At 61.7% G+C, this 25,277-nt stretch carries 28 protein-coding genes and 1 tRNA gene; 10 read left to right on the forward strand and 19 right to left on the reverse strand.

What is annotated here, in order from left to right:
* Positions 1-16: 16 nt before the first annotated feature.
* Together mazG and ACFOJ9_RS15225 are read right to left on the reverse strand one after the other, a co-directional pair.
* Complete coding sequence (gene mazG / locus ACFOJ9_RS15220; RefSeq protein WP_378979572.1) at positions 17-841, reverse strand: nucleoside triphosphate pyrophosphohydrolase; 825 nt, start codon at positions 839-841, stop codon at positions 17-19.
* 190 nt (positions 842-1,031) lie between these two features.
* A complete protein-coding gene (locus ACFOJ9_RS15225) occupies positions 1,032-2,216 on the reverse strand; it encodes an amino acid aminotransferase (protein ID WP_378979573.1) in 1,185 nt (394 codons plus the stop codon).
* 205 nt (positions 2,217-2,421) lie between these two features.
* Between ACFOJ9_RS15225 and ACFOJ9_RS15230 the strand changes: the two genes are divergently transcribed.
* From ACFOJ9_RS15230 to ACFOJ9_RS15255, 6 genes are all read left to right on the forward strand, one after another.
* On the forward strand, positions 2,422-2,952 hold the full coding sequence (locus tag ACFOJ9_RS15230; protein WP_378987793.1) for a sigma-70 family RNA polymerase sigma factor: 531 nt from the start codon (positions 2,422-2,424) through the stop codon (positions 2,950-2,952).
* Complete coding sequence (locus ACFOJ9_RS15235; protein ID WP_378979574.1) at positions 2,949-3,722, forward strand: anti-sigma factor family protein; 774 nt, start codon at positions 2,949-2,951, stop codon at positions 3,720-3,722. The genes ACFOJ9_RS15230 and ACFOJ9_RS15235 overlap by 4 nt, the downstream gene beginning before the upstream one ends.
* A 23-nt stretch (positions 3,723-3,745) precedes the next feature.
* Positions 3,746-4,462, forward strand: a complete 717-nt coding sequence (locus tag ACFOJ9_RS15240) for a Bax inhibitor-1/YccA family protein (protein WP_023812012.1) — start codon at positions 3,746-3,748, stop codon at positions 4,460-4,462.
* A gap of 203 nt (positions 4,463-4,665) precedes the next feature.
* A complete protein-coding gene (locus ACFOJ9_RS15245; protein ID WP_378979575.1) occupies positions 4,666-5,547 on the forward strand; it encodes an aldose 1-epimerase family protein in 882 nt (293 codons plus the stop codon).
* A 31-nt stretch (positions 5,548-5,578) separates the two neighbouring features.
* Entirely contained in the window at positions 5,579-6,241 is a 663-nt protein-coding gene (locus ACFOJ9_RS15250; protein ID WP_378979576.1) for a glutathione S-transferase family protein, read from the forward strand.
* 58 nt (positions 6,242-6,299) lie between these two features.
* Positions 6,300-6,962 carry an imm11 family protein gene (locus ACFOJ9_RS15255; protein ID WP_378979577.1) on the forward strand — a complete coding sequence of 221 codons (663 nt, stop codon included), beginning with the start codon at positions 6,300-6,302 and terminating at the stop codon, positions 6,960-6,962.
* A 2-nt stretch (positions 6,963-6,964) separates the two neighbouring features.
* Here ACFOJ9_RS15255 and ACFOJ9_RS15260 read toward each other — a convergent pair whose 3' ends face one another.
* The 6 genes from ACFOJ9_RS15260 to ACFOJ9_RS15285 form a co-directional block, all read right to left on the reverse strand.
* On the reverse strand, positions 6,965-7,876 hold the full coding sequence (locus ACFOJ9_RS15260) for an agmatinase (RefSeq protein ID WP_378979578.1): 912 nt from the start codon (positions 7,874-7,876) through the stop codon (positions 6,965-6,967).
* A 123-nt stretch (positions 7,877-7,999) separates the two neighbouring features.
* Entirely contained in the window at positions 8,000-8,893 is an 894-nt protein-coding gene (locus ACFOJ9_RS15265; protein WP_378979579.1) for a carbohydrate ABC transporter permease, read from the reverse strand.
* 2 nt (positions 8,894-8,895) lie between these two features.
* Positions 8,896-9,747 (reverse strand): carbohydrate ABC transporter permease, encoded by an 852-nt coding sequence (locus tag ACFOJ9_RS15270; RefSeq protein WP_378987796.1) that lies wholly within the window; start codon positions 9,745-9,747, stop codon positions 8,896-8,898.
* 204 nt (positions 9,748-9,951) lie between these two features.
* Positions 9,952-11,277, reverse strand: a complete 1,326-nt coding sequence (locus ACFOJ9_RS15275; protein WP_378979580.1) for an ABC transporter substrate-binding protein — start codon at positions 11,275-11,277, stop codon at positions 9,952-9,954.
* A 37-nt stretch (positions 11,278-11,314) separates the two neighbouring features.
* Positions 11,315-12,400, reverse strand: coding sequence for an ABC transporter ATP-binding protein (locus tag ACFOJ9_RS15280; RefSeq protein WP_378979581.1), 1,086 nt, complete (start codon positions 12,398-12,400; stop codon positions 11,315-11,317).
* Between the two features lie 221 nt (positions 12,401-12,621).
* Positions 12,622-13,317, reverse strand: a complete 696-nt coding sequence (locus ACFOJ9_RS15285) for a TetR/AcrR family transcriptional regulator (RefSeq protein ID WP_378979582.1) — start codon at positions 13,315-13,317, stop codon at positions 12,622-12,624.
* A 193-nt stretch (positions 13,318-13,510) separates the two neighbouring features.
* On the opposite strand from ACFOJ9_RS15285, the gene ACFOJ9_RS15290 reads away from it, so the two are divergent.
* Entirely contained in the window at positions 13,511-13,993 is a 483-nt protein-coding gene (locus tag ACFOJ9_RS15290; RefSeq protein WP_378979583.1) for a RidA family protein, read from the forward strand.
* 113 nt (positions 13,994-14,106) lie between these two features.
* On the opposite strand, the gene ACFOJ9_RS15295 is transcribed toward ACFOJ9_RS15290, so the two are convergent.
* On the reverse strand, positions 14,107-14,805 hold the full coding sequence (locus ACFOJ9_RS15295; protein ID WP_378979584.1) for a TrmH family RNA methyltransferase: 699 nt from the start codon (positions 14,803-14,805) through the stop codon (positions 14,107-14,109).
* A gap of 194 nt (positions 14,806-14,999) precedes the next feature.
* Here ACFOJ9_RS15295 and ACFOJ9_RS15300 point away from each other — a divergent pair, with 194 nt between their 5' ends.
* A complete protein-coding gene (locus tag ACFOJ9_RS15300) occupies positions 15,000-15,767 on the forward strand; it encodes a GNAT family N-acetyltransferase (RefSeq protein WP_378979585.1) in 768 nt (255 codons plus the stop codon).
* A 13-nt stretch (positions 15,768-15,780) separates the two neighbouring features.
* On the opposite strand, the gene ACFOJ9_RS15305 is transcribed toward ACFOJ9_RS15300, so the two are convergent.
* From ACFOJ9_RS15305 to ACFOJ9_RS15335, 7 genes are all read right to left on the reverse strand, one after another.
* On the reverse strand, positions 15,781-16,599 hold the full coding sequence (locus ACFOJ9_RS15305; RefSeq protein WP_378979586.1) for an MBL fold metallo-hydrolase: 819 nt from the start codon (positions 16,597-16,599) through the stop codon (positions 15,781-15,783).
* Positions 16,600-16,602: 3 nt separating this feature from the next.
* Complete coding sequence (locus ACFOJ9_RS15310) at positions 16,603-17,415, reverse strand: TatD family hydrolase (RefSeq protein WP_378979587.1); 813 nt, start codon at positions 17,413-17,415, stop codon at positions 16,603-16,605.
* On the reverse strand, positions 17,415-18,956 hold the full coding sequence (metG, locus tag ACFOJ9_RS15315) for a methionine--tRNA ligase (protein WP_378979588.1): 1,542 nt from the start codon (positions 18,954-18,956) through the stop codon (positions 17,415-17,417). Before metG ends, ACFOJ9_RS15310 begins: the two co-directional genes overlap by 1 nt.
* 90 nt (positions 18,957-19,046) lie before the next feature.
* A complete protein-coding gene (locus ACFOJ9_RS15320) occupies positions 19,047-20,102 on the reverse strand; it encodes a DNA polymerase III subunit delta' (RefSeq protein WP_378979589.1) in 1,056 nt (351 codons plus the stop codon).
* Positions 20,099-20,773: a dTMP kinase gene (tmk, locus tag ACFOJ9_RS15325; RefSeq protein ID WP_378979590.1), complete on the reverse strand. Its 675-nt coding sequence runs from the start codon at positions 20,771-20,773 to the stop codon at positions 20,099-20,101. The genes ACFOJ9_RS15320 and tmk overlap by 4 nt, the downstream gene beginning before the upstream one ends.
* A 143-nt stretch (positions 20,774-20,916) precedes the next feature.
* The gene (locus tag ACFOJ9_RS15330) at positions 20,917-22,083 is read right to left on the reverse strand and encodes a D-alanyl-D-alanine carboxypeptidase family protein (RefSeq protein ID WP_378979591.1); all 1,167 of its coding nucleotides are present in this window, start codon (positions 22,081-22,083) and stop codon (positions 20,917-20,919) included.
* 103 nt (positions 22,084-22,186) lie between these two features.
* The gene (locus tag ACFOJ9_RS15335) at positions 22,187-23,419 is read right to left on the reverse strand and encodes a septal ring lytic transglycosylase RlpA family protein (protein ID WP_378979592.1); all 1,233 of its coding nucleotides are present in this window, start codon (positions 23,417-23,419) and stop codon (positions 22,187-22,189) included.
* A gap of 406 nt (positions 23,420-23,825) precedes the next feature.
* Between ACFOJ9_RS15335 and ACFOJ9_RS15340 the strand changes: the two genes are divergently transcribed.
* Positions 23,826-24,020, forward strand: a complete 195-nt coding sequence (locus tag ACFOJ9_RS15340) for a hypothetical protein (protein WP_378979593.1) — start codon at positions 23,826-23,828, stop codon at positions 24,018-24,020.
* On the opposite strand, the gene ACFOJ9_RS15345 is transcribed toward ACFOJ9_RS15340, so the two are convergent.
* The gene (locus tag ACFOJ9_RS15345) at positions 24,004-24,144 is read right to left on the reverse strand and encodes a hypothetical protein (RefSeq protein WP_378979594.1); all 141 of its coding nucleotides are present in this window, start codon (positions 24,142-24,144) and stop codon (positions 24,004-24,006) included. The two genes, ACFOJ9_RS15340 and ACFOJ9_RS15345, sit on opposite strands and share 17 nt — an antisense overlap.
* A 253-nt stretch (positions 24,145-24,397) precedes the next feature.
* Here ACFOJ9_RS15345 and ACFOJ9_RS15350 point away from each other — a divergent pair.
* Positions 24,398-24,487: transfer RNA gene (locus tag ACFOJ9_RS15350), tRNA-Ser, on the forward strand.
* A gap of 14 nt (positions 24,488-24,501) precedes the next feature.
* Here the strand turns inward: ACFOJ9_RS15350 and ACFOJ9_RS15355 are convergent.
* Both ACFOJ9_RS15355 and ACFOJ9_RS15360 read right to left on the reverse strand, forming a co-directional pair.
* Positions 24,502-24,726 carry a hypothetical protein gene (locus tag ACFOJ9_RS15355; RefSeq protein ID WP_378979595.1) on the reverse strand — a complete coding sequence of 75 codons (225 nt, stop codon included), beginning with the start codon at positions 24,724-24,726 and terminating at the stop codon, positions 24,502-24,504.
* Positions 24,727-25,007: 281 nt separating this feature from the next.
* Positions 25,008-25,235, reverse strand: coding sequence for a hypothetical protein (locus tag ACFOJ9_RS15360; protein WP_378979596.1), 228 nt, complete (start codon positions 25,233-25,235; stop codon positions 25,008-25,010).
* Positions 25,236-25,277: the final 42 nt, after the last annotated feature.

Here is a 25,277-nt window from a genome sequence, read left to right on the forward strand (position 1 = left end):
TGCCCGAAAAGAGAGACTACTTCGCGGTTTTTGCTTCCTGCCAGAGCGCTTCCATCTCGGGCAAATCAGCCTTTTCCAGCGTGCTGCCGGACTTTTCCAGGGCCTGTTCGACATAATGGAAGCGTGAGCGGAATTTTTCGTTGGTGCCGCTCAGTGCTGCTTCCGAATCGAGCTTGAGGTGACGGCCGAGATTGACGACCGCAAACAGCATGTCGCCGAACTCGTCTTTGATCGAGGCCGTGTCGCCCTTGGCCAAGGCTTCGCGCAACTCGCCGATCTCTTCCTCGATCTTGTCGAGAATGGGCGCTGCCTCGCTCCAGTCGAAGCCGACGCGGGCGGCCTTTTCCTGAAGTTTCAGCGCCCGGGTCAGCGCGGGCAGGGCGACCGGTACGCTGTCCAGAAACCCCTTGCCGTTGTCTTCCGGATCGAGGCCGCGGGCGAGGCGGGCGCTTCGTTTCTCCGCCTTCTCTTCGGCTTTGATCTTTTCCCACATGCCCTTGGCCATGCCGGCGCTGCGGGCTTTCTCGTCGCCGAAGACATGCGGATGGCGGCGGATCATCTTCGTCGTGATGGCTTGCACCACGTCCGGGAAGGCGAATTCACCGGCTTCCTCGGCCATTTGCGCGTGGTAGACGACCTGCAGCAGAAGATCGCCGAGCTCGTCGCGCAGATCGTCGAGGTCGCCGCGCGCGATGGCGTCCGCCACCTCATAGGCTTCCTCGATCGTATAGGGCGCAATGGTCGAGAAATCCTGTTCGATGTCCCAAGGGCAGCCGGTCTTGGGCGCTCGCAGCGCCGCCATGATCTCGATCAGGCGCGAAATGTCTTTTGATGGCGTCATCTAGAGCTATTCCAGGAAAATTGTGAAACGGTTTTCTGTCCGGAATCGCGTCAAAACAGAGAGATAGAACGGTTCCGCGTTTCCGTGAACGCAGAACCGCTCTATCGGATGCTATCGCGCCGCCGGCCACGCGGCCAACTCTGTCAGCCGGCGAGATGGCCTTGTCCACAGGTGCTGGGTACCCAGCCTGTCAATCAAGAACCGAAACGATCGCCTTGGCGAGTTCGTCCATCCCATCCTCGGGCAGGCCGGCGACATTGATGCGGCTGTCGCCGACCATGTAGATGCCATGCTCGGCGCGCAACCGTTCGACCTGCGCTTCCGTGAGGCCAAGGCGGGAAAACATGCCGCGATGGCTGGCGACGAAGTCGAAGCGGTCGGAATTGGACTGCCGGCGCAGTGCCTCGGCGAACTGGACCCGAAGCCTGAGCATACGCAGCCGCATCTCTTCGAGTTCAGCCTCCCAGTCCGCACGCAAGGCGGCGTCTTCCAGCACGATGCGGACCGCGGCAGCACCATGGTCCGGCGGCATCGAATACATGGCGCGCGCCGCCGACAGCATCTGGCTCATCGCCACATCCGCCTGTGCGCCGTCCCTGGCCAGGATCATCGCCGCGCCGACACGGTCGCGGTAGACGGCGAAATTCTTCGAGCAGCTGGAGGCGACGACCATTTCCGGAACTTTCGCCGCCAGCAGGCGCAAGCCGAGGGCATCGGCTTCGAGGCCATCGCCGAAGCCCTGATACGCGATGTCGACAAACGGCAGCAGCTCGCGCTCGACGACCAGATCGGTAACGGCAGCCCACTGACCCGCATCCAGATTGGCGCCGGTCGGGTTGTGGCAGCAGCCATGCAGCAGAACGACGTCGCCGCTCTTTGCCGTTCGCAAGGCTGCCAGCATGTCGTCGAAGCGCACGGCGCCCGATGCAGCATCGAAATAGGGATATTCGCGGATCTGCAGGCCGGCGGCGCGCATCACCGGCATGTGGTTCGGCCAGGTCGGGTCCGACAGCCAGATGGTTGCGTCCGAGCGTGTCCGCTTGAGCAATTCCGCCACCAGCCGCAGCGCACCGGAGCCGCCGGGCGCCTGTGCCGCGCGGATGCGTGTCATGTCGGCGCCAGGACCGAAGGCGAGCTTGGCCATCACCGTGTTGAAGCCGGTATCGCCGGCAAGGCCGAGATAGGTCTTGGTGTCCTGACCCTGCAGCAGGCGCTTTTCGGCTTCGCGCACAGCGCGCATGACCGGCGTCTTGCCGTCGCGATCCTTGTAGACGCCGACGCCGAGGTCGACCTTGTCGGGACGCGGGTCGGCGCGATAGAGGCCGATCAGGGCCAGGATCTTGTCGGCGGGGGCAGACTGCAGGGCTTCAAACATCGTACGGCTCCAATGGCGGCGGAGTGATACGCAAATCGGTCGCGTTTCGCCAGCGCTTTTCCTGCCGCCTCAGCCTGTGCAAAGCTTGATGCCGGTCTCAGCAGCGGTTCAAAGGATGAGCAGAAGCGAACGATGTGCTCCAGCGAACCCAGCGAAAAATTGGCGGGGCAGGGATTAAAATCCCTACATGCTCCGTAAACACGACATGAAACGGTCGATGCCACGCTTTGACATCATAGGACAGCTCGGCTCGCTGCGCCGCTACGCGCGCTCGCTGACGCGCGACAGCACGGATGCCGAGGATCTCGTGCATGACGCGCTGGTGCGCGCCTATGAACGGCGCGGCACATTCCGCTCCGGTGGAAACCTGCGCGCCTGGCTGCTGTCGATCGTCCACAACACCTTCATCGACAAGATGCGGTCTCGCAGGTCCGAAGCGGCGCGTGTTCAACAGGCCGGATATCTTGCCGAGGGCAGCACGCCGGCGCCGCAGGAACATTCGGTGCGCCTGGCTCAGGTGCGCGAAGCTTTTTTCAGCCTGCCGGAAGAACAGCGTTCAGCGCTGCACCTCGTCGCCATCGAAGGGCTTTCCTATCAGCAGGCCGCCGACGCCAGCGGCGTGCCGCTGGGAACGCTGATGTCACGCATCGGTAGGGCGCGCGCCGCCCTGCGCGAGATGGAGGCGGCGCCCGCGAAGGCGAAAAACCACCTCAAGATCGTTGGAGGTCCGTCATGACAGCAACTGTCGATCCCGTGACCGATATCGACCTCGACGCCTATGTCGATGACCAGGTCGACGTCACCCGCCGCATCGAGGTCGAGGCGTTTCTGTCCGCTCGGCCGGAGGCCGCGGCGCGCGTGATGTCGGATCTCAGGACCCGCGATGAACTGCGCGTGGCGCTTGCCGGCTCGAAGGGCATGGCGCGGCCGGCGACCGCCGATGCCGCGCGGCGGCTGGAGAGAGGGCTTGCCCGCGGCCGCATCTTCGGCGTGTTGCAGCGCGCGGCGGCGGTGGCTGGCTTCGTCGCCGCCGGCTGGCTGGCGAACGGCATCATCGGGCCAATGTCGGTGACCAAGGTCGTCGCCTCGCCGCAACCGCCCGCCTATGTCGACGAGGCGGTGCAGGCACACAGAACGACGCTGGTGCGCGAGAGCATGCCGTCGCAACCGGAAGCACCCAATTACAACGCCGGCGAGATCCGCGCCGCGACCGCCATCGTCATGCCGTCGCTACCCAAGGACTGGAAGGTCCGCGACGTGCAGATCTATCCGTCTCGCTTTGGGCCGAGCGTCGAGATGGCGGTCGAGACGAAAGACATGGGGCTGGTCTCGCTGTTTGCGATCCGGCCGGGAACCTTCGACGTCGTCAAGCCGACCATTGCGCCTTCGGGCGACATTTCCTCGGCCTATTTCCAGATCGGCGAGGTCGCCTATGCGGTGGTCGGACGAAGCGAGGTCCGTGACCTCGACCGCGCCGCCGAGACGCTCGCCAAAACGCTTTACTGATCGATCCACAAAGGAGACTTCAAATGAACACCCCCAATCTGGGATATCGCGTCGGCGCCGGCGCCCAAACCGGAGCCATCTTCGACGAGGGCCTGCGCCAGCACATGCTGCGCGTATACAACTACATGGGCGTCGGCCTGGTGGTCACCGGTCTGGTCGCCTTCATGATCTCGTCGACGCCGGCGCTCTATGTGCCGATCTTCTCCAGCCCGCTGAAATGGGTGGTGATGCTGGCGCCGCTCGCCTTCGTCATGCTGTTCTCGTTCAAGATGCAGACCATGTCGGCGGCCAGCGCCCAGGCGATGTTCTGGGCCTTCTGCGCGGTGATGGGCCTGTCGCTCGCCTCCGTGTTCCTGGTCTTCACCGGAACCAGCATCGCGCGCACCTTCTTCATCGCCGCCACCATGTTCGGCGCCACCAGCCTCTACGGCTACACGACCAAGCGCGACCTGACCCAGTTCTCGTCGTTCCTGATCATGGGCCTGATCGGCGTTGTGATCGCCAGCATCGTCAACATCTTCCTCGGCTCGACCGCGCTGCAGTTCGCCATCTCGGTGATCGGCATCGCCGTGTTCATCGGCCTGACCGCCTGGGATACGCAGACGATCAAGGAACAGTACGCCGAGAATTTCGACGCGGAATCGCGCCAGAAGCTCGCCGTTTTCGGCGCCTTCTCGCTCTATCTGAACTTCATCAACATCTTCCAGCTGTTGCTGAATTTTACCGGCGAACGCGAGTAATCCGGACCGTAGCAGGCAACATTTCGCATCTTGCCGTGGCCGGAGGGCAACCTCCGCCACGGTTTTTCATTTGAGGCCGCATTTGCCATGTGCGGTGGATCGTTCATCACAGCTGAGTGAGGTGCGATATAAGTCTGCCGCTCTTGAGTTCAGGCGTTGCCCTTTGCTAGCCTGCCGGCCACGCCAGACAGCCGCGAGGACGCATGGAACAAGACAGCCTGACGCTTCACGGTGACGGCATCTCGGCGACTGTCGTCGGGCAGGGCGCCGAACTGGTCTCCCTGCGCGGTGCCGACGGCATGGAGTTTCTATGGCAGGCCGGCCCGGAATGGCGGCGTCATTCGCCGGTGCTGTTCCCGATCGTCGGGCGGCTGAAGGGCGATCAATTGCGCCATCGCGGCCAGACCTATCCACTGTCCCAGCACGGCTTCGCGCGCGACAAGCCGTTTGCCTGGGCGGAGAGGGGACCGCGATCCTGCACGCTGGTCCTCACCGACGACGCCGATACTCGTGCGCGTTACCCCTTCGCCTTTCGCCTGGCGGTGACCTACACATTGGACCGCCATCAGCTTGATGTGACATTCGACATCACCAACATCGGCGACGAGCCGCTGCCCGCGTCGATCGGAGCGCACCCGGCGTTCAATTGGCCCTTGCTGCCGGATCTGGCCAAGACGGATTACCAGCTGACCTTTGCCGATGACGAGCCGGCGCCGATCCGCCGGCTGAAGGACGGCCTGCTGCTGGAAACGCCACAGCCGACGCCCGTCGAAGGCAACATCCTCAAGCTCTCCGAACGGCCGTTTGACGAGGACGCGGTGATCATGGACCAGCCTGCCAGCACCAGCGTGCGTTATGCCGCCGGGCGTGGTCCGGCGATCGAGATGTCGTGGCAGGGATTTCGGGAATTGGGCGTCTGGTCAAAGCCGGGCGGCGCGCCGTTCCTGTGCATCGAGCCCTGGCATGGCATCGCAAGCCCGGTCGATTTCGACGGCGACTTTGTCGACAAGCCGGGCCTGATGCTGATCGCGCCCGCGGCGAAGCGCGTGCTGAGCTATCAGATACGCCTGGTGGGACACCCGTGATCGGCAGATCCGGCTACAACGGCGGTGCCCAATGAAGCTGTATTTCAGTCGCAATCCCAATCCTCGACTGGCTATCGCGGTGGCACGCTACCTCGACGCGAAAGTCGAATTTGAATTCGCCTCGCCATTCGCTGCTGGGCAAGCGGAGAAATTTCGCCTGTTAAATCCCAATCTCTCGTTGCCCATACTTGTAGAAGACGGAGGAAAAAGCCTCTGGGAGGCAGACGCCATAGCCTGCCGGCTGTCGCGCGACGCGCATTCGGATTTCTGGCGCACCGGCGATGAAGAACCCGAGATGATCCGCTGGCTCAGCTGGGGCAAGGAGCACTTCGCATTCGCTTGCGACACGGTGCATTTCGAACGTGGTACCAAACAGCGGTATGGCATAGGCCCGATCGATCAGGAGCGGGTGGAGGAGGGGCTAAGACATTTCCGCACCGCCGCCGCAATACTCGACGCCGTGCTTGCCGAGCGGCAATGGCTGGTCGGAAATTCGGTTTCCTATGCCGACTTTCGAATGGCGACCTTTCTGCCGTTCAACGATGCCGCCAGACTGCCGCTCGACGATTATTCCTCTGTCAGCCGCTGGTATCGCCGGCTTGAACAGATCGATGCCTGGCGCGACCCTTTCAGGGGACTGGATGCGCCCGAATTGCCGCCGGTCCCGCGAACGGCTGTTGCGGACCACCCCTGAGGGCGCGCGAAACACCGCGCAGGAGGCCGACCAAGGGCAATGATGTGCGGGAGAGCGGATGAAAATCTACGTTCTGAGCGTAGTCGAAGGACAGGAATGGGCTCTTCCTCGACACGTGGACGACTACCAGTTGTTCGCGACGCTCTGCGGTCAGAAGCAGACACGATGGCATCCGCCCCGAATGGAATTCCTGCGCGAGCATGACGACGGCACGCGCCGGCAACATTCAGATTTTCCATGGCTTGGCGAACATGTGCTCATCCTACGGGCGAAGGCGTTGGAGTTGCTGCGGTCAACCCTCGAGCCGTATGGCGAATTCCTGTCGCTTCGTTCTGACGAGCCCATCTCGCTCTTCAACGTCACCACTGTCGCCGATGCGCTGGACGAAGAACGCTCAGAGATCGTGCGCTTTGACGATGGCGGCATAATGATGATCGAACGCACCGTTCTTCGACCGGACGCCATCGGCGACGCCGAGATATTCAAGCTGCCGGAGCGTGCCGATGGTGTGCGAGTATCCAGTATCTATCTGCAAGAGACGATCGTGCGTCGGATCGGAGAGCTTGGGCTGAAAGGCATTGCCTTCGCCATGGTCTGGAGCGACGAACCGGTCGGTCGAGACAGGGTCGAATACCCCGGCGTGGAAAGGCGCGCGCCGGCTTCATCCGCAAGCTCGCTCAGGCGCTTTCTGGCCGCTCTGCTGCGAAAAGCAGGGTTTTGATATCAAACCTGCCGGACGATGGTGTCGATCACATTGACGAGAAGGCGCGCGGCGGTCAGGGCCGACAGGCCGTCGATGTCGGCGGGTGGATAGAGCTCGACAAGGTCGAATCCTGCGATCCTGGCCCGCTTGCCTAAGCCCGCGATCAGGTCGATCACCTGCGTGTAGGTGAGGCCGCCGGGCGTACGCGCCGCCACGCCCGGCATGATGCCCGGATCGAGGCTGTCGCAGTCGAGGGTGACGACGACCCGCGCGCCTTCCGGAATATGCCGGAGTGCGGCTTCGACGCCCTGGGCGTGAACCTCGCGGGCGGTCACGAAGCGGCTGCCATAGCGCCGTGCCGCTTCGATCTCGGTGATGCCTGCGCTGCCGACGCTACGAAGGCCGGCCTGCACGATGCCGGCGACATGCGCCATCTCGCTCGCCCGGCGCATCGGGCTCGAATAGCCGTAGCGTTCGCCATCCACTTCGTCGCGCCAGTCGATATGGGCGTCGATCTGCAGAACCCAGACCGGCCCGTGATCCGCAAAGCCGGCGAGGAAGGGTATGGTCATGGAACAGTCGCCGCCGATCAGGATCGGCACAGCCGGCAATGCCAGGATTTCGCGCATTTTCGCCTCGATCCGGGCCCGGTTGCCGGCATTGTCATGCATGGTGGTCGAGATATCACCGGCGTCGATGCAGCTGACCGGCTTGCTGTCGAACAGCGGGCCGCCGAGATCGAAATCCCAGTGCTCGATGAGCGAGGCATCGTCCTGGCTCGCAGCGCGGATGACGTCGGCGGCCAAGGCATGGCCGCGGCTGTCCTTGCCGGGATAGGTGCTGCCGTGGCCGGCTCCGAAGATCACCGCACGAGGCACGCGGCCATCGGCGAGGCGATCTGGAAAGCCGAGAAAGGGAGGCGAGGGGGTCATTGATGGTCCTGATAATGGTTTGGCTGAATTTCGGGATACCGGAAATTATCGACCGGCCGCCTGCCTCCCTTGGGCATTCCCGGCCGCCGGGAAAATACCTCATGATTGCGCAAAGGTGAGGGGCTATTCCTTCACCGCGCCGGTCATCGAGGAAACGTAGTGCTCGACAAAGAACGAATAGAGCACGACGACCGGCAAGGAGCCGATCAGCGCTCCCGCCATCAGCGCTCCCCATTCATAGACGTCGGAGCGGACAAGCTCCGTGAGCACCCCGACCGGTACGGTCTTGTTTTCGGACGACTGGATGAACGTCAGAGCATAGATGAACTCGTTCCATGAGAGCGTGAACGCGAATATGCCGGCTGAGATCAGGCCGGGCACCGACAGTGGCAGTACGATCTTGGTGAGGATCTGCCACCGGCTCGCCCCGTCAATCAGCGCGCATTCTTCCAGTTCGAACGGGATCGAACGGAAGTACCCCATCAGCAGCCAGGTGCAGAACGGGATCAGGAAGGTTGGGTACGTGAGGATGAGCGCAAAGGGCGTGTCGTAGAGCCCAAGGTTGAACACCATCACCGACAGCGGGATGAACAGGATTGAGGGCGGCACAAGATAGGCAAGGAAGACTGCGAGACCGACCTGACGTGCCCCGGAAAACCGAAGCCGTTCGATCGCATAGGCCGCGAACACCGCAGCCAGCAGCGACAGGAACGTGGCGGCCGTCGAGATGATGATCGTGTTGAGCAGCCAGCCCGGATAAGACGTGTCGAAGAGGAGATAGCGGATGTGCTCCAAGGTCGGGTGCACGACCCAGAACGGATTGAAATTTGCATAGTCGGTCATTTCGAGATTGGGCTTAACAGCCGTGATCGTCATCCAGTAAAACGGGAACAGCAGCACGATGACGAACACCAGCAACGGCAGATAGACCGTCACCACGCGGCGCGGCAGACTCTGAAGGTAACCCATGCCGCCTTCGTCGAGTTCCGGACGTTTCTTTTTTGCAATCGCGGCCATTGTCAGTCTCCGCCGCCCTGCTGCCATTTGCGGCGTTGCAGGCCGAAATAGCTGAACAGGATCGCTGCCAGCAGGAATGGGATCATGGCGACCGCGATTGCAGCACCCTCGCCAAGCTGGCCTCCGGAAATGCCGCGCTGAAACGACAATGTCGCCATCAGGTGGGTAGCATTCACCGGTCCGCCGCGGGTCAGCACATAGATCAGTTGGAAATCGGTAAAGGTGAACAGCACCGAAAAGGTCATGGTGATGGCGATGATCGGTGTCAGCAGCGGCAGCGTCACATAGCGGAACAATTGCCAGCGGCTGGCGCCGTCGAGGGTGGCAGCCTCGTAAAGCGACTGCGGAATCGTCTGCAAGCCTGCAAGCAGCGTGATGGCCACGAACGGAATGCCTCGCCAGACATTGGCGGCAATGACCGACGCGCGCGCGTTCTCCGGATCGCCGAGGAAATTGATGCGATGGTCGATCAGACCCATTTCCATGAGCGCCCACGACAGAATGGAGAACTGGGAATCGTAGATCCACCAGAAGGCAATGGCCGACAGCACCGTCGGGACCACCCACGGCAGCAGGACAATCGCGCGGAAGAACGATTTGAACGGAAGGTTCTGATTGAGGATAAGCGCCAGCCAGAGGCCGAGCACGAATTTCAGGATAGAGGCGCTGATCGTGTAGAGCAGGGTGTTGAAGACGGAGAGCCAGAAGACGGCGTCACTCCACAGATATTGATAGTTCTCGGTGCCTATGAAGACACCGGGGCGGCCGATGCGGGCATCGGTGAAGCCGAGCCAGACGCCGAGCCCGAGCGGATAGGTCAGGAACACCAGCAGCAGCGCTGCCGCCGGCAGCATGAAACCGAAGCCAAGGGCGTTCCGGCTTTCAGCCAGTGACGACAGGCTCCGCGACAGGATCGACGGACGCGGCTGAACGGCAGCAGAAGGCACGGCCATGGGATGGCTCCTCACGAAGTCTGGTGCATCGCGACCCGGGCGGCCGCCACGCGAATCCGGAACCAGGCCGGGTAGCGCGCTCGCGGCTGCCCGGCAGCGGGGTGATCAAACGCGATAGTACCGGTTTGCTCGCTTCTCCGCCTCTTCCATCGCCTCCTGCGGTGTGGCCTGACCTGTCACGGCCTTGGCGAACATGTCGACCAGGACATAGTCGGCCATGGTCGCTGCCGAAGCATAGCCGAGCGGCCCGGCATAGCCGTTGGGACGCAGCGTCGCCGAGGCCTTCGCGTAAGCGGCATTGTTCGGGTCGGCCGTCCACACCGGATTGTTGTCGAAGGCTTTAAGCGTCTGGCAGCAATAGCCCGCCGAGGAGGTGATCCAGTCCGACATTTGCGGATCCTCGAACATGAACTGCAGATAGGCCTTGGCCGCGTTGGGGTAGGGCGTGTAGTCGAAAATGACGGCCGTGGTCACCTGGAACAGCTCGACGGATTTGCCGACAGGACCGATCGGCAGGTTGGTCGTGCGTATGTCCTTGGCGATTTCAGTCAGCTTTGGATCTTTGTCCTTGTTGATCTTGGCCGTGTTGTAGGCGGAAATTCCATTGGCGATCACCCCCAGTTCGCCGGCCAGGAAGGCGCGGTTGTTGTTGACGTCGAGCCAGCTTTCAGTGCCGGGGATGAAGGTCTTGTAGAGCTCCTGCGCGTATTCGATCGCCTTGAGGGTCTCGGGGCTGTTGATCGCCACCTTTCCGCTCTCATCGACCATCTGGCCGCCATGGCTCCAGAGCAGCCAGTGAGCGTAGTTGTTGCCGTCGCCGACGCCATGGCCGTGCGTGAAGCCGGCGGGATGTCCCTTCGCCTGCAAGGCCTTGCAGAGATCGAGGAAGCCTGCGGTGTCCTTCGGAAACTCCGAGAAGCCGGCCTCCTTCACCCAGCTTTCGCGATAGACGATGGCATTGCCGATGGTGGCCAGCGGCAAGCCGACGAACTTCCCGTCGCGTGTCGCATATTGCTTTGGTCCCTCGTGCCAGCCACCGTATTTGGCGCCGAGATACTCACCCAATTCCGACACATCGTGAAGCTTGTCGGGATACTGATGCGGGTCGTCGAACCAGACGAACATGAGGTCCGGACCCGAGCCGACATTGGCGGCGACCGCCGCCTTGGGACGAATGTCCTCCCAGCTTTCCTTGTCGACGCGAACCTCGACACCTGTCGCCTCGGTGAAGCGTTTGGTGTTGGCCAACCATTGATCCTCATCGCCCTGCACGAAGGGCGACCAACGCAGCAGCCGCAGCTTTGCGCCGTCCTCGGGCTTGTATGTCAATGCCTGCTGGGCGAAGGCGGGAGAGCCGGCGAAGCGGCTTCCCAGGACACCCGCCGCGGCGCCGGCGGTGGTGCGGATCACGTCTCGTCTGGTGAATTTCATGCTCGTCTCCTCCTGTCTATTTCCTTGCCGTGAGGTCCTACTGCTTGTTGCGTGTTTCGAATCGCTGTCCGGTTTCGCCGTGAAAGAGATGGACGAGGCTTGGCTCTGCCGTAAGCCGGACGGTTTCGCCCGGCGTGAAGGAATGGCGTTCCCGGAAGTTCGCGACGATCTCTTCGCCGCCGGCTGTCCGGCCTATGAGCTGCACTTCGGACCCTGTTGGCTCGACCACCACGACGGTGACCGGAATGCCCTGGTGGTCGGACAGTCGCAAATGCTCCGGTCGTATTCCCAGCACCACCGGCTCGCCATTGCCAATCGAAAGCGCCGAGGCCAGCGGGACTGAAATGCCCCCGGAGCCGCGAAAGGACGGCGAGCTGTCGATAACGATTTCGCCCCTGAGCAAATTCATGGCCGGCGAACCGATAAAGCTGGCGACAAAAAGATTGTTCGGCCGGTCATAGAGTTCCAGCGGCGGCCCGATCTGCTCGACGACGCCGTCGTGCATGACCACGATCTTGTCGGCCATGGTCATGGCTTCGATCTGGTCGTGAGTGACATAGACTGTCGTGGTCTTCAGGCGCTGGTGCAGTTCCTTGATCTCGGCGCGCATCTGCACCCGGAGCTTGGCGTCGAGATTGGACAGCGGCTCGTCGAAGAGGAAGACAGCCGGATCGCGCACGATCGCCCGACCCATGGCGACGCGCTGGCGCTGGCCGCCGGAAAGCTGCCGGGGATAGCGCGCCAGCAACGGCACCAACCCCAGGATTTCGGCGGCGCGCTGAACGCTGGCACCGCTTTCGGCTTTCGAAACACCCTTGAGCATGAGCGAGAACGCCATGTTCTCGGCGACGGTCATATGCGGGTAGAGCGCGTAGTTCTGGAAGACCATGGCAACGTCGCGTTCTTTTGGCGCCACGTTGTTGACGACACGCTCGCCGATCGCGATCTGGCCGCGCGAAATCTTTTCCAGGCCGGCGATCATCCTGAGAAGGGTCGATTTTCCGCAGCCCGACGGCCCGACCAGCGTGACGAACTCGCCGTCTTTTATATCCACGCTGACGCCGTGGAGAATCTCGACGGTCCCGAACGATTTGTAGACATCGCCGATCGCGACTGAGGCCATCAATTTCCTCCCGACAGACTCCTGCGACGTCGTCGAAGGAAACCGCTTTCTATCTGGCCGCGACAGCTCCCAAGCTCCTCCCTGGTCACGCGCGATGATGAAACGGTAGCGCTACCAGACTTCCCTGTAAAGGCAAGCGCCTGTCGAAAGTAGCATCAAGAATCCAGCAGATGAACCAGAGTGGCGATGCGGTGACGGCACCGATGGCAAGCAAGGGTTCATTATCTGGGAGAGAGGCCATCGAGCAGGAAGCCGAGGCCTTTCCGGAAAGCACCATCCCAATCGTCATCCAACAGCAGGCGGGAACGTTCGATTGTCGGGTAGCGTTCGCTGAGATGCTCAAGGCGCTGCCGCGCGGCGGCCCTGTCGTCGTCCGAGAGGTCGAAGCTGGCCCGGGTGAGGGTAGCGCCCATCACATAGTTCCAGAGCGACCATATCGCGACGTTCAGATCTGCGTCCGCCACGCCGGCTCTGGACAAGCTCTTGCTCAGCATTTCCAGGCGACTGAGAATGTTCGGGCCGAGCGCCCGGCGCGGCAACAGCGATGCCGACCAAGGATGGCGCAACATTCTGGCGCGCCAGTCTTCGAGCATATGAACGACTTCTCCGCGCCAGTCTCGAGAGACAACCATGTCGGGCGGTCCGCGATATTCGAGCACCGAGTCGAGTGCCAGATCAAAGACATCCTCTTTGTTGTCGACGTGCCAATACAGGCTCATCACGCCCGAGCCGAGGCGGTCGGCCAGCCGACGCATTGTCAATCCGTCCACTCCCTGCGCGTCCAGCAGTTCCACCGCGGTCGCCACGATACGGTCCCGAGAGAGCGGCGGTTCACCGCTCGCCTCCTGAACGGGCTGGGGCGGTACACTGACCCGTTGAGACCGTTTGCCCCGGGCGCCGCTACGTTTGGCTGCCATCCGTCTTCCCGCTTCTCAGAACGTCGATTTAGACCGGCAATGCGACGAATGTCGATCTTGAACGGTTGACTCGTACGACGTACCATACGATGACTCGTACACCGCACGAGTCATCGTATGGCGATTTGGTTAAAGGTCAATCATGCCGGCCGCGAGGTGCATTGCTCGCAGTCTGCGGAGCCAAGAGAAAATCATGTCACGCGCAATCAAGCATCTGCTTATCGGAGGCCTAATCATCATGACCATTCCTACTGCGACGACAGCGAAGGAGAATGATCTCAAGCTGATCGTCGTCAATCCACAGACCCTCTATGACCCGACGCCGAATGGTTACAGCACGGCCGTGATCACACCCCGCGGAGCCCGGGTGGCCTACATTTCCGGGCAGGGCGGCCAAGACAGCATGGGAGCCTTGTCGCCCGATTTCGCTGTCCAGGTTAAGCAGGCCTACGCAAATTTGCGTGCCGCGCTTGAGGGCATCGGCGCCAAACCCAATCAGGTCGCCAAGCTCACGGTCTTCGTGGTCGACCACGATATGTCCAAGCTCGAGGTGTTGACCCAAAACGTCAAGGAAATGTTCGGCGAGGCGCTGCCGGCGCAGACTCTGGTTCCCGTTCCCAAGCTTGCAATTGACCCCATGCTCTTCGAGGTGGAAGCCACCGTCATTCTGGAGTAGGGGGCCAGATCGCCTCAAGCTAAAATGGTCGAGCGCGCCGCCGACAGCCGCGCGTTCGCAGCCACCAATGCGTGATCACAGCTGGCAGGGTTGCACAACCCGATCGGATGCGGTCATTTTGGCCCGCTAGCCTGTTCTTCGGTTTCGCTCGAAGCAAAGCCATCAATTTCACGACGCATTACAGTAGGTAGTGGCTCAGCGCGTTTTCCCTTCCGTCTACCGCGGCGGTATTTACTCTGATACTCGCGTCGCTGTTTCGTGATTTCGTAGAGAACGACACCCGAACTGGTTCCGAGGTTTAGGCTCTCGATCATCCCGAACATTGGGATTGCTACGCACATCTCGCTGCGCTCGACTGCGAGGGCGCTGATGCCCCGTTTCTCATTACCGAACCAGACAGCAAGTTTAGTGTGCCGGGAATAATCCCCCTCATGCAGGAAAACACTGGTCTTTCCCTTTATATGCGGTGAGGTAACGACGGACACAAAGCCATGCTTTTCCAGATGGTTGAGGCAGGCGTCAGTGCTGTCGAATCGTTTCACAAACGTCCATTTGACAGCTGATACAGACGTTTCCGAAAGCGATTTCCGCTGGCGCATTTGCTGCCAGTCATCGGGAAGTGCTTTGCGTGGATCGACGATATAGACTCTTTCAACACCGAGAGCATTTGCGTTTCGAATTACCGTTCCTATGTTCCTGATGTCATTCGGATCTTCGACAACAGCTACCAAGTTCTTGCAGCGAAACGATTTGACCGCAGCCGCACGCCTGCGAACCGATACTCTGGGTTTCTGAGCCTCAAGGGTTTCCATGAGAGAGCTTCTTACCAGAGGCGCTTCTGAATCCAAGGCCCGTGGGGACTCTATCGCCGCACATCAGATGTCGCATAAGATAGATTATGGAACTGACGCATTGGCCAAGAACTGGAAATTGCCGCAGATTTTCATAGGCTTGAGCCAATTGTGGCGTATTGCCTTGAGCGGATAGCCAACGCTAGGCTGCCGAAATGAAGATGGCAAACAGCGAGATCGAACCGGCGATCGAGGTGTTCGTGCATGGCTACAGCGCCGACAGAAGCCGCACCTTTCCTTACGAGGCCAGCCGCGTCGGACCGTTGTGGCTGATGCGCGACGCCGAGCGTAAGAATCCTCGCGACTACCGCGGCGAGGAATGGGTCGTCCATGATGTCGCCGCTCAAGAGGCCGATGCCTTCGTGCGGCAGCATGCACGGCCGGGCTTTGCCATTTCCGTTGTAATCGCGAACGAGGATCCGGACGGGCCGGCACGAACCGCCTACAAAGCTCTCGGCTACCGGCTGCTGCGGACCGAAGGCTTTTTCGTTCACCGATTGCGCCAGATTCCGAGCCCGCTAGCGGTTGCTGTTGCTTCGGTCGAACGCGTGCAGACAGCCGAACGGGCGGCGCAGTTGGGAAAGATCATCCGCAGGCGGCCGATCGCGGACGATTTGCTCGCCGACAGCGCGCCGTTCCGCCAGTATGTGGCAGTCGATGGTGCTGATATCGTTGGACGCGTGCGCAGCTTGGATGCCGTGGGAGCCACATGGTGTTCGAGCATGTATGTCGAGCCTTCGCACCGGCGTCGCGGCATTGGCCAGGCTTTGATGTCGAAAATGTTGCACGACGATCGGGCGCGTGGGTCGAGGTACTCGGTGCTGGCTGCAACCCACGCCGGGGCGCTGCTTTATCCCGGGATGGGCTACGAGCGGATCGGAACGCTTCTGATATTTGCGCCGAGGAGCCGAAAGCCCTCATGAAGGTATATTCGTATCACGCTGATTCGTAAGGGATTTCGATCGCCATCCCATCATAAGCCGGCTCGACGCTGGCTTGTGTCTCGGCCATCACCGTGGCGTAGTCGAGCGGTACATGCATATGCGTCAGCACGGCATGTTTTGGCGCCAGCCGCCCGATCCATTCCAGCGCCTCGCCAAGCGACAGGTGACTTGGGTGCGTCCTGTACTGCAGCGCGTCGATGATCAGCACGTCGAGGTCGCGCAGCCGGTCGGCGGTGGCCTGCGGAAAGTCGCTGATATCAGGGCAATAAGCGAGCCCGCCGATGCGAAAACCGAGCGATATGATGTCGCCATGGATCTGCGGCAACGGCTCGAGGGTGAGGGCACCCCCCTCTCCTTCGATGACCACCGGCCTGGCGTGGTCGATGAGATGCGGCCGGACGATCGGCGGATAGGAACTGCCTTGCGGTGTCTCGAAACAGTATCCGAACGCTTCCCGCAGCCGAAGCATCGTGGCCTTGTCGGCATGGATATCGATCAGCTGGCGCTGGTCGAGGACGAAACCGCGCAGATCGTCGATGCCGTGGATATGGTCGGCATGCGGGTGCGTATAGACGACCGCATCGATGCGTTTGACGCCGGCCAACAGCATCTGCTGCCGAAAATCCGGTCCTGTGTCGATGACGACTGTCGTGCGGCTGCCGTTCGCCGCGATCCGCTCGACGAGCGCGGCGGTGCGCATGCGCCGGTTCTTCGGGTTGTCCGGGTCGCAATTGCCCCAGTCGCCAGTGATGCGCGGCGTACCTGGCGACGAGCCGCAGCCCAGAATGGTGAGGCGCAGCCGGTCAGTCATCGTTCAGGCACTTTGCTCGGGCCAAGCACTTTGCTCGGGAGGTCGCGGCATCTTGCCGAACAGGCGGAAGAAATTGTTCGTCGTCAGATCGGCGATTTCAGCCTCGCTGACGCCGATTGTTTCGGCCAGCACCCTGGCGGTATGGGCGACATAGGCCGGCTCGTTGCGCTTGCCGCGAAACGGCACGGGCGCCAGATAAGGCGCGTCGGTTTCGACCAGCAGGCGATCATGCGGCACATCGGCGGCAATGGCGCGCAACTCAGCCGAATTCTTGAAGGTCAGGATGCCCGAGAACGACACGTAGCCGCCGAGCGCGACACCGATTTCGGCAAGCCGGCGCCCGGAGGAAAAGCAATGCAGGATGAAGGGGAAGGCGCCCTTCCCTGTTTCGTCCTCGAGAATGGCAGCCATATCGGCATCGGCATCGCGCGAATGGATGACCAGCGGCAGCCCCGTTTCACGGGCGGCGGCGATGTGATTGCGAAAGCCTTGCGCCTGTGCATCGCGTGGCGCCTTGTCGAAAAAATAGTCGAGACCGGCCTCGCCGATCGCCACCACCTTCGGGTGGGCAGCCAGCCGCACCAGATCGTCTGACGTCACGTCCAGCTCTTCTTCGGCATTGTGCGGATGGGTGCCGACGGAGCAATAAACCTCATCAAAAGTGTCCGCGATTTCAAGGATTTGCTGAAACCGCTTCACACGCGTCGAGATCGTCACCATGCGGCCTATACCGGCCGCCTTGGCGCGGGCGACAATAGAAGCCCGCTCCTCGGCGAAATCTGGAAAATCCAGATGGCAGTGGCTGTCGACGAGCATCAGACGTTCGCGTCCGGCTGTTCGACGTAACGCGGAAACACCCCTTCGGGCACGGGCAACGCTGTGCCGGGCACCAGCGCGTGGACATGCGCGAAATCGCGCCTGTCCGCCGGGACCGCCAGCAGATCGAGCAGTTTGTTGGCCGATCCCGGGACGAAGGGCTGACACAGCACCGCCACGCGACGCACGACCTCGGCGGTCGTCCACAACACGGTTTCCATCCGCTCCGGATTGGTCTTCTTCAGTGCCCATGGTGCCTCGCCGGCGAAATATCGATCGGCTTCCGCCACCACGCCGAAGATCGCTGCCAGCGCCAGATGGATGCCCTGCTCTGCCATCGCCTTGCGCGCGGTATCGAGAGCGGCGACGGCCTGATCCAGGATCGCGCTGTCGGCATCCGTCAACTCGCCGCGCTGCGGCACCACGCCACCGCAGTTCTTGGCGATCATCGACAGCGAGCGCTGCGCCAGATTGCCGAGACCATTGGCAAGGTCGGCATTGGTGCGGTTGACGATCGCGTCATGGCTGTAGCTGCCGTCGTTGCCGAACGGCACCTCGCGCAGGAAGAAATAGCGTACCTGGTCGAGGCCATAGTGCTCGACCATCGCGAATGGATCCACGACGTTGCCAACCGATTTCGACATTTTCTCGCCGCGGTTGAACAGGAAGCCATGCGCGAAAACGCGCTTTGGCAATTCGATGCCGGCCGACATCAGAAAGGCCGGCCAATAGACCGCATGGAAGCGGACAATGTCCTTGCCGATGATGTGCGTGGCCGGCCAATAGCGCCATTGCTCGGCCTTTGTGTCGGGATAGCCTGCGGCGGTGATGTAATTGGTCAAGGCATCGACCCAGACATACATCACATGCTTGTCGTCGCCTGGCACCGGCACGCCCCATTTGAAGGTGGTGCGCGAGATCGATAGATCCTTCAGCCCGGACTTGACGAAGCTGAGCACCTCGTTGCGGCGTTCGGCAGGTCCTACGAAGTCGGGTTGGCTCTCATAGAGTGCCAGCAACTTGTCCTGATAGGCGGAAAGCCGAAAGAAATAGCTCTCTTCCTCGTTCCATTCGACGGGCGAGCCAAGCGGCTCGCGTCGCACGCCGTCGTCGCCGACTGTCGTCTCACCTTCGTCGAAATAGGCTTCCTGGCGAACCGAGTACCAGCCGCTATAGCGGTCGAGATAGATGTCGCCATTGGCGGTCATCGCCTTCCAGATTGCCTGGCAGGATTCATAATGACGCGGTTCGGTCGTGCGAATGTAGTCGTCGTTCGAGCCGCCCATCGCCTCGGTCATGGCGCGGAAAATTGCCGAATTGCGGTCGGCCAGCGCCAGAGGCGTTATGCCTTCCTTCTCGGCCGTCTGCTGCATCTTGAGGCCATGTTCGTCCGTGCCCGTCAGGAAGAACACGTCCTTGCCGTCCAGGCGCTGGAAGCGAGCCAGCGCGTCGGTTGCAATGACCGTATAGGCGTGGCCGATATGCGGCTTGCCGTTCGGATAAAAGATCGGGGTGGTGATGTAGAATGTGTCGCGTGACATGAATGAACCGTCATGAATGTCTGAATGGAAAGGCGTGGCGGTGGATATCGCATCGGGCCGGCGATTGCCATCCCGATCCCGGAAACCCAGTCACATTCGCATTGCAGAATTCAGGCGGTCGATCATGGTCAAAGCGTGCTGCTTCTTGTCGAGATTGTAGGTGTCGGTCTCAGATATAGCGTCCAGCGCCTCATGCCAAGTATCCGACAGCGTTTTGGCCCGCGCGAGATCGCCCGCCAACGCTGCCTGGCTTGCCGCGTCGGACAACAGGTCCAGCGCCCGGCGGTTGAAGATATCGAACTGGATCGCCTGGTCGCGGCCGGCCACGGCTTCGGCAAGGCGAAACGCACCGCCGACATCGCTCTTTCTTCCCGCCACCAGGGCGTCGAGCGTCGAGGCGATCTCCAGCCCGCCATACTGCGTCAACAGGATGGCGTTGCGCGCGCTGCCCCCTGCCCGCTCGACCAGTGCCGCGCGCGCCGCCGGGTCGTCCGGCGGCGGCGGTTCCGCCGTTTCCAGCACCGCCATCAACTCGTCGGCGTCGAGCGGCGTCAATCGCACCACCTGGCAGCGCGACCGGATCGTCGGCAGCAGACTGCCCGGCGCATGGACGATCAGGATGAACAGGGTTCGTGCCGGCGGCTCTTCGAGATTCTTCAGCAAGGCATTGGCGGCATTGGTGTTCATGTCGTCGGCCGGGTCGACGATGACGACCCGGTAGCTGCCGTCGTGCGAGGTCAGCGACAGGAAGCGGCTGACCTTGCGGATTTCATCGACGGTGACGACAGTCTTGAAACTCTTCGTCTTGTCATTCAACGGCCGGGTCAGATGCAGCACCGAAGGATGCGCCCCGGTGGCGATCTGGCGAAACAGCGACGACGCCGGATCGGGAGTGGCAAGGCTTTGCGGCGCCTGCGCGATATCCGGGTGCTTCAGGAGATGATGCGCAAGATGGAAGGCCAGCGTCGCCTTGCCGATGCCGACCGGTCCGGAGAAGATCAGCGCATGCGGCAGCTTTCCCGCGCGATAGGCGGCGGTGAGCATGCCCGCGGTCTGGCTGTGCCCGACCAGACGCGGCGTTTCGGATGGCTCCGGCACGCCGTCCAGCGTGTCGTGCTGCTCGGGTGCGATGCGCTCGAAGATCATGCCGGTGTCGCCTGCCTGTCGCGCGCCGGCGTTCTCGCTTCCAGCGCCGAGAAGACGGCGGCGGTGACGACATTTTCGACCGCATCGGGATCGGCGGCTGCGTCGACCACGATACAGCGTTCCGGCTCGGCCGCGGCGATCGCCAGGAAGGCCTCGCGGCGGGCTTGATGGATCGCCAGCGTCTCCTTTTCGAAGCGGTCGGCGGCTGCCTCGGTGCCGCGCCGCAGCGTTGCGCGCCTCAGACCTTCCGCCGGATCGATGTCGAAGATCAGCGTCATGTCCGGCATCATGCCGTTGATGGCAACCTGCTCCAGCGCATCCATGAACGTCGGGTCGATGCCGCCGGTGACGCCCTGGTAGACGCGCGAGGAATCGAGGAAGCGGTCGCAAAGCACGATGGAGCCACGCTCGACCGCCGGCCGGATGACCTGCTCGACATGGTCGGACCGCGCGGCGGCGAAAAGCAGCGCTTCCATCTTCGGCCCGAACGGTTCGGCGGCGCCCGAAAGCAGCACGTGCCTGACCGCTTCGGCGCCCGGCGAGCCGCCCGGTTCGCGGGTAAGGAGGACATCGTATTTCTTGGCGCGCATCTTCCTGGCCAGCCGCTCGATCTGCGTCGACTTGCCTGCCCCTTCGCCGCCTTCGAAGGTGATGAAAAATCCGCGCGCCAATCGAAAGGCCTTTTTGTCCATGCCTGAAATGGGATTGTACCGCTCTAGATAGTCCGCGCTCGGCAAAACGTCCATGCCGTCGATTGTTTGCCTTTATGCATGTCGTTTCCCCAAAGCCGGGGCCACTTTTTGAGCGACATGCATTAGCGCAGCCAGCCGACCGCCAGTTCCTTGACGGCATCGAGCGCGCGCTGCGGCAGCGTGCCGACGCCGATCGATTCGGCGGCGAAAAGCGGCGTCTCCTGGCTGAGCGTGTCGCCGATCCAGACGCGGAGCGCACCCACCGGCTGCCCCTCCTCCACAGGTGCTGCAACCGGGCCGTTGTAGACGATCCTGGCGGTCAGCTTGTCGCGGTTGGTGATCGGCAGGAAGATGTCGATCGGGCCCTTGGCCTTCAGCGTCACCCCGGATTTCGCACCGCCAAAAACCTGGGCCTCGCCGACCACTTCGTCCTTGGCGAAGATTTCGGTCTTCTCGAAGGAGCGGACGCCCCAGTCGAGCAGCTTTCGCGCCTCCTCGGCGCGCTCCTTGTCGTTCGCCAGCCCGCTCATTGCCGCGATCACCCGCGTGCCGTTGTGGCTGATCGAACCGACGATGCCGAAGCCTGACGCCTCGCTCGCACCGACCGCCAGGCCATCGGCGCCGATGTCCATCGCCAGAAGCGGATTGCGGTTCCTCTGCGAGATCTTGTTCCAGGTAAAATCCTTCTGGCCATAGTAGCGATAGAAATCCGGATAATCGCGCCACAGGTGCACGGCCAGCTGCGCCAATTCACGCACGGTCGTCTGCTGGCCATCCGCCGGCAGGCCGGTCGAATTGACGAAAGTCGATGTCTTGAGGCCGATCTGGCGGGCGCGTTCGGTCATCTGCGCGGCAAAATTGTCTTCGGATCCGGACATGCCTTCGGCGATGACGATGCAGCCATCATTGGCCGCCTGCACGGTCACGCCCTGGATCAGGTCCTCAAGCCGGATCGACGACTTGAGCTTGGCAAACATCGTCGATGTTCCCGAAGGCGCGCCGCCTTTGCGCCATGCGTTTTCACTGACCACGAACGTGTCGTCGAGCTTCAGGCGGCCGGACTTGATGGCGTTGAACACCACTTCCATGGTCATCAACTTGCCCATCGAGGCCGGCTGTATCGGCTTGTCGGCATCCTTCGAAAACAGCACCGTCCCAGTCTCTGCGTCGATCATGAAGACCTGCGCGGCCTTGGTCTCGAAAAGCTGCGCACGGGCTGGAATCTGGGAAAACAGCAGCAGGCCAAAAACCAGAAGCCCGGCGAGAGGCGGGAGCAAGCGCAATTGCATGATGTTCGACCCATTGGCCGGCACGGCCGGCAAGCCCGCAAAAAGTATCAGGCTTTTTGCATAGCGGATCAACCGCGCAGCGGAAATCCGGCTAGGCTTGCGCTCAGTTGCGCACAGCCAGTGCATCCGGCGCGCCATGCGACCATGCTGCCTGCAGCAAATCATCCAGATTGCGGTGGCCATCGGGATACAGATTGACCGAATACCAATCCTCGCCATCGAGTTCCGAACGCTGGATTTCGATCTTGCCGAATGCGGCAAGCTGAGCAGCAATGCGCCTGGCTTCCGCTGCATCCTCGAACGAACCAGCCGCGACGTAGTCGGTGGACGGACCGGCCGGTGGCGGCTGGCGCTTCCACGATTGAAGGACGTCGGCCGGCGACATGCCGTCGCCACCCAGCGCGGCAAAAGCATTGGAGGCGCGTTCCACCCGCTCGTCCGCATAGGACAGCGAGGCCACGGCAAACGGCGATTGCGGCGGCAGGTTGATCTGCGGACGCTCCGGCACGATCGGGCCGAAATCGGGCAGCGCCAGATCGCCGTAGGCCGGCGTCTGCGCCGACATCACCGGCTGGACGGCGCCGGAATCAGTCAACTGACCCGGAAACGGCACGGCGGCAGTGCCAGCCGGCAGGCTTGGCGAAGGCCCGTTCATGGCGACCATGACGCCGGTCGGCAGCCCGTCCGACGGATCCGGCGCCCTGTTGCCGGGGTGGTAGGAGGCCATCAGATACTGGTCGTCATCGCCGTCGAGCGGTGCACGGCCGACATACTCGACCTTCACTTGAGCGGTACCAATGTTGGCATAATCAAGCATTTGAGCGGCGCGCTCCGACACGTCGATGATGCGGCCTTCGTGATAGGGGCCGCGATCATTGACGCGGACGATGACCGAACTGCCGGTCTTGAGATTGGTGACGCGGGCATAGCTTGGCAGCGGCATGGTCGGGTGCGCCGCCGTCAGATGGGTCATGTCGTAGACTTCGCCGTTGGCGGTAAGCCGGCCGTGGAAGGCATCGCCATACCAGGAGGCCAGGCCGACCTTAGCGTAGCGCTTGTCTTCCCTGGGGTAATACCACTTGCCACGGACCTGATAGGGCTTGCCGAGCTGATCCCTGCCGCCGCCGCGTTGTATGCGCCCGTTCTGCGAGATCACACGCGGGCTTGCCTTCACGCCATATTCGGATTCGGAGAAATATTCCTTGGAGCGGGTCTTCTTGTAGACCATCGCTTTCGGCTCAGGCTGCGACGCGCAAGCCGCCAGCAAGGCGGCCGACATGGCGAACAACGCGACTGTAGCAGCGCGACGAAGACGCGGGTGCGTCACAGCCTGCATTTTCCTGATGTCCCCTTCAGTCTGAACCTTGGACGCCGCGCTCAGCATCAGAGGAGCCAAAACGCTCACTCGACGAATACCAACGACGCCTGGAACCCCGATCCTTTGTGCGCAGGAATTGTTTATCACGGTATTAACCGATTGTGGCCGGAACCGGGCAGGATTGTGGCGGCCTCGCCCTGCCGAGCACCTGAAAAATCGCGGCTTTTCGTTCTTCCACGCGAAGGTCATGTTGTGCCCGCTGCCACAGAGCGCTTGGCTCCGCTTCTGCCGGGCCATGTCTGGCGGTTGACAGGTCTTTGTCGGGCGAAGCTTCTGGCGCTTGCCACTGTGCTAGGGAACAGTTCCAGCCCTCGCGAGTTTGTGACGCAGGCGGATGCGTCACAATTTGAAGGCGACCATTGTCATGCAGCAGATCGACGACACCAAAAAGCTGGTTAACGACTTGAATGACAGGGAGCGGCAAAGCCTCATCCGCATTAAGGAAACTCAGGAACTCATTCAGCTAAACCGCCGGCTTATAGCGCGGTCCCATGAAATCCTTTCAAGTGCTGCACCCGAGATGGCTGCGATCCTCGGCAGGGCTAATAGCCGGACGTGAGAGAGCCGCGCTGCGCAGGGAGGAAGCGTTCCTGCGCAGCCGCCCTATATCTCGCCAGTGCCTCCTCGCGCTCCAGCCGGTAGACGCCGGGCAAGGGCTGCCAGTCGGCTGGTTTCAGCCTCATACACCACTGCGCCTTCCACGTTGCTTGCTGGCGCGAGCGAAGTTCGATGCGCCCCGCGAAGGCCGCTTCGTCGCACGCAATGGCAAGCACGGTTTCAGGCGAGCCGCCACCGCTGACGCCGCAGAGCAAGTTGACGCCGCGTTGCAGGCCGCTATAAGCAGCGAGCGAAAAGCCAAACAGTTGCAAAGCGCATGGCAAAGGGCATTTTCAGACCTTTGCAAAAAGACAGATAGCGCAATGAATACAACTAGTTGGAGGAATGGCCGAGCGGTTTAAGGCACCGGTCTTGAAAACCGGCGTGGGTGCAAGCTCACCGTGGGTTCGAATCCCACTTCCTCCGCCATAGCACCAACAAAATCAAATACTTAACAGTCGTTTTCGGGCCGTGACATAACCGGTGCCATGTCCGAAAAAGGCCCGGAAGCTGGCATCCTGCTCGCCGTCTTCAACCCATGCCGTGTCATGCGCCTTGATGGTGAAGCGCTGGTCAGTGCCCGTCGCCCAACCAAGTGACGACTCGCGATCGGTGTCCTCGTCTTGCGGCTCGTCCAACACGTCGCCGCCACGCTCATTTTCGGCCATTCGTTATGGTTCGGGAACGTGGCAAGCTCGCCTCCCCAGGCACTCGCCGTCAATGATCGGGCGAGTTCCGTATTCCCTCAACTTAAGCCATGCCTTGCGCAATAGGCTGCTCATCTATTGCTTCGCATCGACTGCAAATACCGCGTCGCCGCACGACTTGCCTTGGTCGGATCCACACCGTGAGCCGGGAAGCTCGCTCTAACTCCCCGACGACAAAGCCGCTGCTCAAGCTTTGTGCGCGGCGTCCATCGGCGCCCAGTCCAAGTCCTCACCGTCGATGTTCACTCGCGAGTTCCCGAAAGGCTCGGTGGCAACATCTCATTTTTGGTGTTGCGCAGATCATCAATTTCGTCCTGGGACATTTCGCCCATGACCGGGCGCTTGACCCGTATTTCCATGTAGCGCCGCTCCGTAGCGTTCAGTTCCAGCTCCATGGCTCGCAGCGCAGCCCATTGCGCACGAAAAGCGTCTTCGAGATGCAGGCCCAGAACCCTCTTGAGTTGTTCCACAGTGGAGTTTCACTATTCTATGTTGCAGGGCCAGCGGCGCCG

It is taken from the genome of Mesorhizobium cantuariense (assembly GCF_042647205.1).
Classification (GTDB): domain Bacteria; phylum Pseudomonadota; class Alphaproteobacteria; order Rhizobiales; family Rhizobiaceae; genus Mesorhizobium; species Mesorhizobium cantuariense.

Bases quoted from the DNA above. Each gene is read 5' to 3' on its own strand.
- mazG (WP_378979572.1), bottom strand. From the start codon at position 841: ATGACGCCATCAAAAGACATTTCGCGCCTGATCGAGATCATGGCGGCG.
- ACFOJ9_RS15225 (WP_378979573.1), bottom strand. From the start codon at position 2,216: ATGTTTGAAGCCCTGCAGTCTGCCCCCGCCGACAAGATCCTGGCCCTG.
- ACFOJ9_RS15230 (WP_378987793.1), top strand. From the start codon at position 2,422: ATGAAACGGTCGATGCCACGCTTTGACATCATAGGACAGCTCGGCTCG.
- ACFOJ9_RS15235 (WP_378979574.1), top strand. From the start codon at position 2,949: ATGACAGCAACTGTCGATCCCGTGACCGATATCGACCTCGACGCCTAT.
- ACFOJ9_RS15240 (WP_023812012.1), top strand. From the start codon at position 3,746: ATGAACACCCCCAATCTGGGATATCGCGTCGGCGCCGGCGCCCAAACC.
- ACFOJ9_RS15245 (WP_378979575.1), top strand. From the start codon at position 4,666: ATGGAACAAGACAGCCTGACGCTTCACGGTGACGGCATCTCGGCGACT.
- ACFOJ9_RS15250 (WP_378979576.1), top strand. From the start codon at position 5,579: ATGAAGCTGTATTTCAGTCGCAATCCCAATCCTCGACTGGCTATCGCG.
- ACFOJ9_RS15255 (WP_378979577.1), top strand. From the start codon at position 6,300: ATGAAAATCTACGTTCTGAGCGTAGTCGAAGGACAGGAATGGGCTCTT.
- ACFOJ9_RS15260 (WP_378979578.1), bottom strand. From the start codon at position 7,876: ATGACCCCCTCGCCTCCCTTTCTCGGCTTTCCAGATCGCCTCGCCGAT.
- ACFOJ9_RS15265 (WP_378979579.1), bottom strand. From the start codon at position 8,893: ATGGCCGCGATTGCAAAAAAGAAACGTCCGGAACTCGACGAAGGCGGC.
- ACFOJ9_RS15270 (WP_378987796.1), bottom strand. From the start codon at position 9,747: ATGCTGCCGGCGGCAGCGCTGCTGCTGGTGTTCCTGACCTATCCGCTC.
- ACFOJ9_RS15275 (WP_378979580.1), bottom strand. From the start codon at position 11,277: ATGAAATTCACCAGACGAGACGTGATCCGCACCACCGCCGGCGCCGCG.
- ACFOJ9_RS15280 (WP_378979581.1), bottom strand. From the start codon at position 12,400: ATGGCCTCAGTCGCGATCGGCGATGTCTACAAATCGTTCGGGACCGTC.
- ACFOJ9_RS15285 (WP_378979582.1), bottom strand. From the start codon at position 13,317: ATGGCAGCCAAACGTAGCGGCGCCCGGGGCAAACGGTCTCAACGGGTC.
- ACFOJ9_RS15290 (WP_378979583.1), top strand. From the start codon at position 13,511: ATGTCACGCGCAATCAAGCATCTGCTTATCGGAGGCCTAATCATCATG.
- ACFOJ9_RS15295 (WP_378979584.1), bottom strand. From the start codon at position 14,805: ATGGAAACCCTTGAGGCTCAGAAACCCAGAGTATCGGTTCGCAGGCGT.
- ACFOJ9_RS15300 (WP_378979585.1), top strand. From the start codon at position 15,000: ATGAAGATGGCAAACAGCGAGATCGAACCGGCGATCGAGGTGTTCGTG.
- ACFOJ9_RS15305 (WP_378979586.1), bottom strand. From the start codon at position 16,599: ATGACTGACCGGCTGCGCCTCACCATTCTGGGCTGCGGCTCGTCGCCA.
- ACFOJ9_RS15310 (WP_378979587.1), bottom strand. From the start codon at position 17,415: ATGCTCGTCGACAGCCACTGCCATCTGGATTTTCCAGATTTCGCCGAG.
- metG (WP_378979588.1), bottom strand. From the start codon at position 18,956: ATGTCACGCGACACATTCTACATCACCACCCCGATCTTTTATCCGAAC.
- ACFOJ9_RS15320 (WP_378979589.1), bottom strand. From the start codon at position 20,102: ATGATCTTCGAGCGCATCGCACCCGAGCAGCACGACACGCTGGACGGC.
- ACFOJ9_RS15330 (WP_378979591.1), bottom strand. From the start codon at position 22,083: ATGCAATTGCGCTTGCTCCCGCCTCTCGCCGGGCTTCTGGTTTTTGGC.
- ACFOJ9_RS15335 (WP_378979592.1), bottom strand. From the start codon at position 23,419: ATGCAGGCTGTGACGCACCCGCGTCTTCGTCGCGCTGCTACAGTCGCG.
- ACFOJ9_RS15340 (WP_378979593.1), top strand. From the start codon at position 23,826: ATGCAGCAGATCGACGACACCAAAAAGCTGGTTAACGACTTGAATGAC.
- ACFOJ9_RS15345 (WP_378979594.1), bottom strand. From the start codon at position 24,144: ATGAGGCTGAAACCAGCCGACTGGCAGCCCTTGCCCGGCGTCTACCGG.
- ACFOJ9_RS15355 (WP_378979595.1), bottom strand. From the start codon at position 24,726: ATGGCCGAAAATGAGCGTGGCGGCGACGTGTTGGACGAGCCGCAAGAC.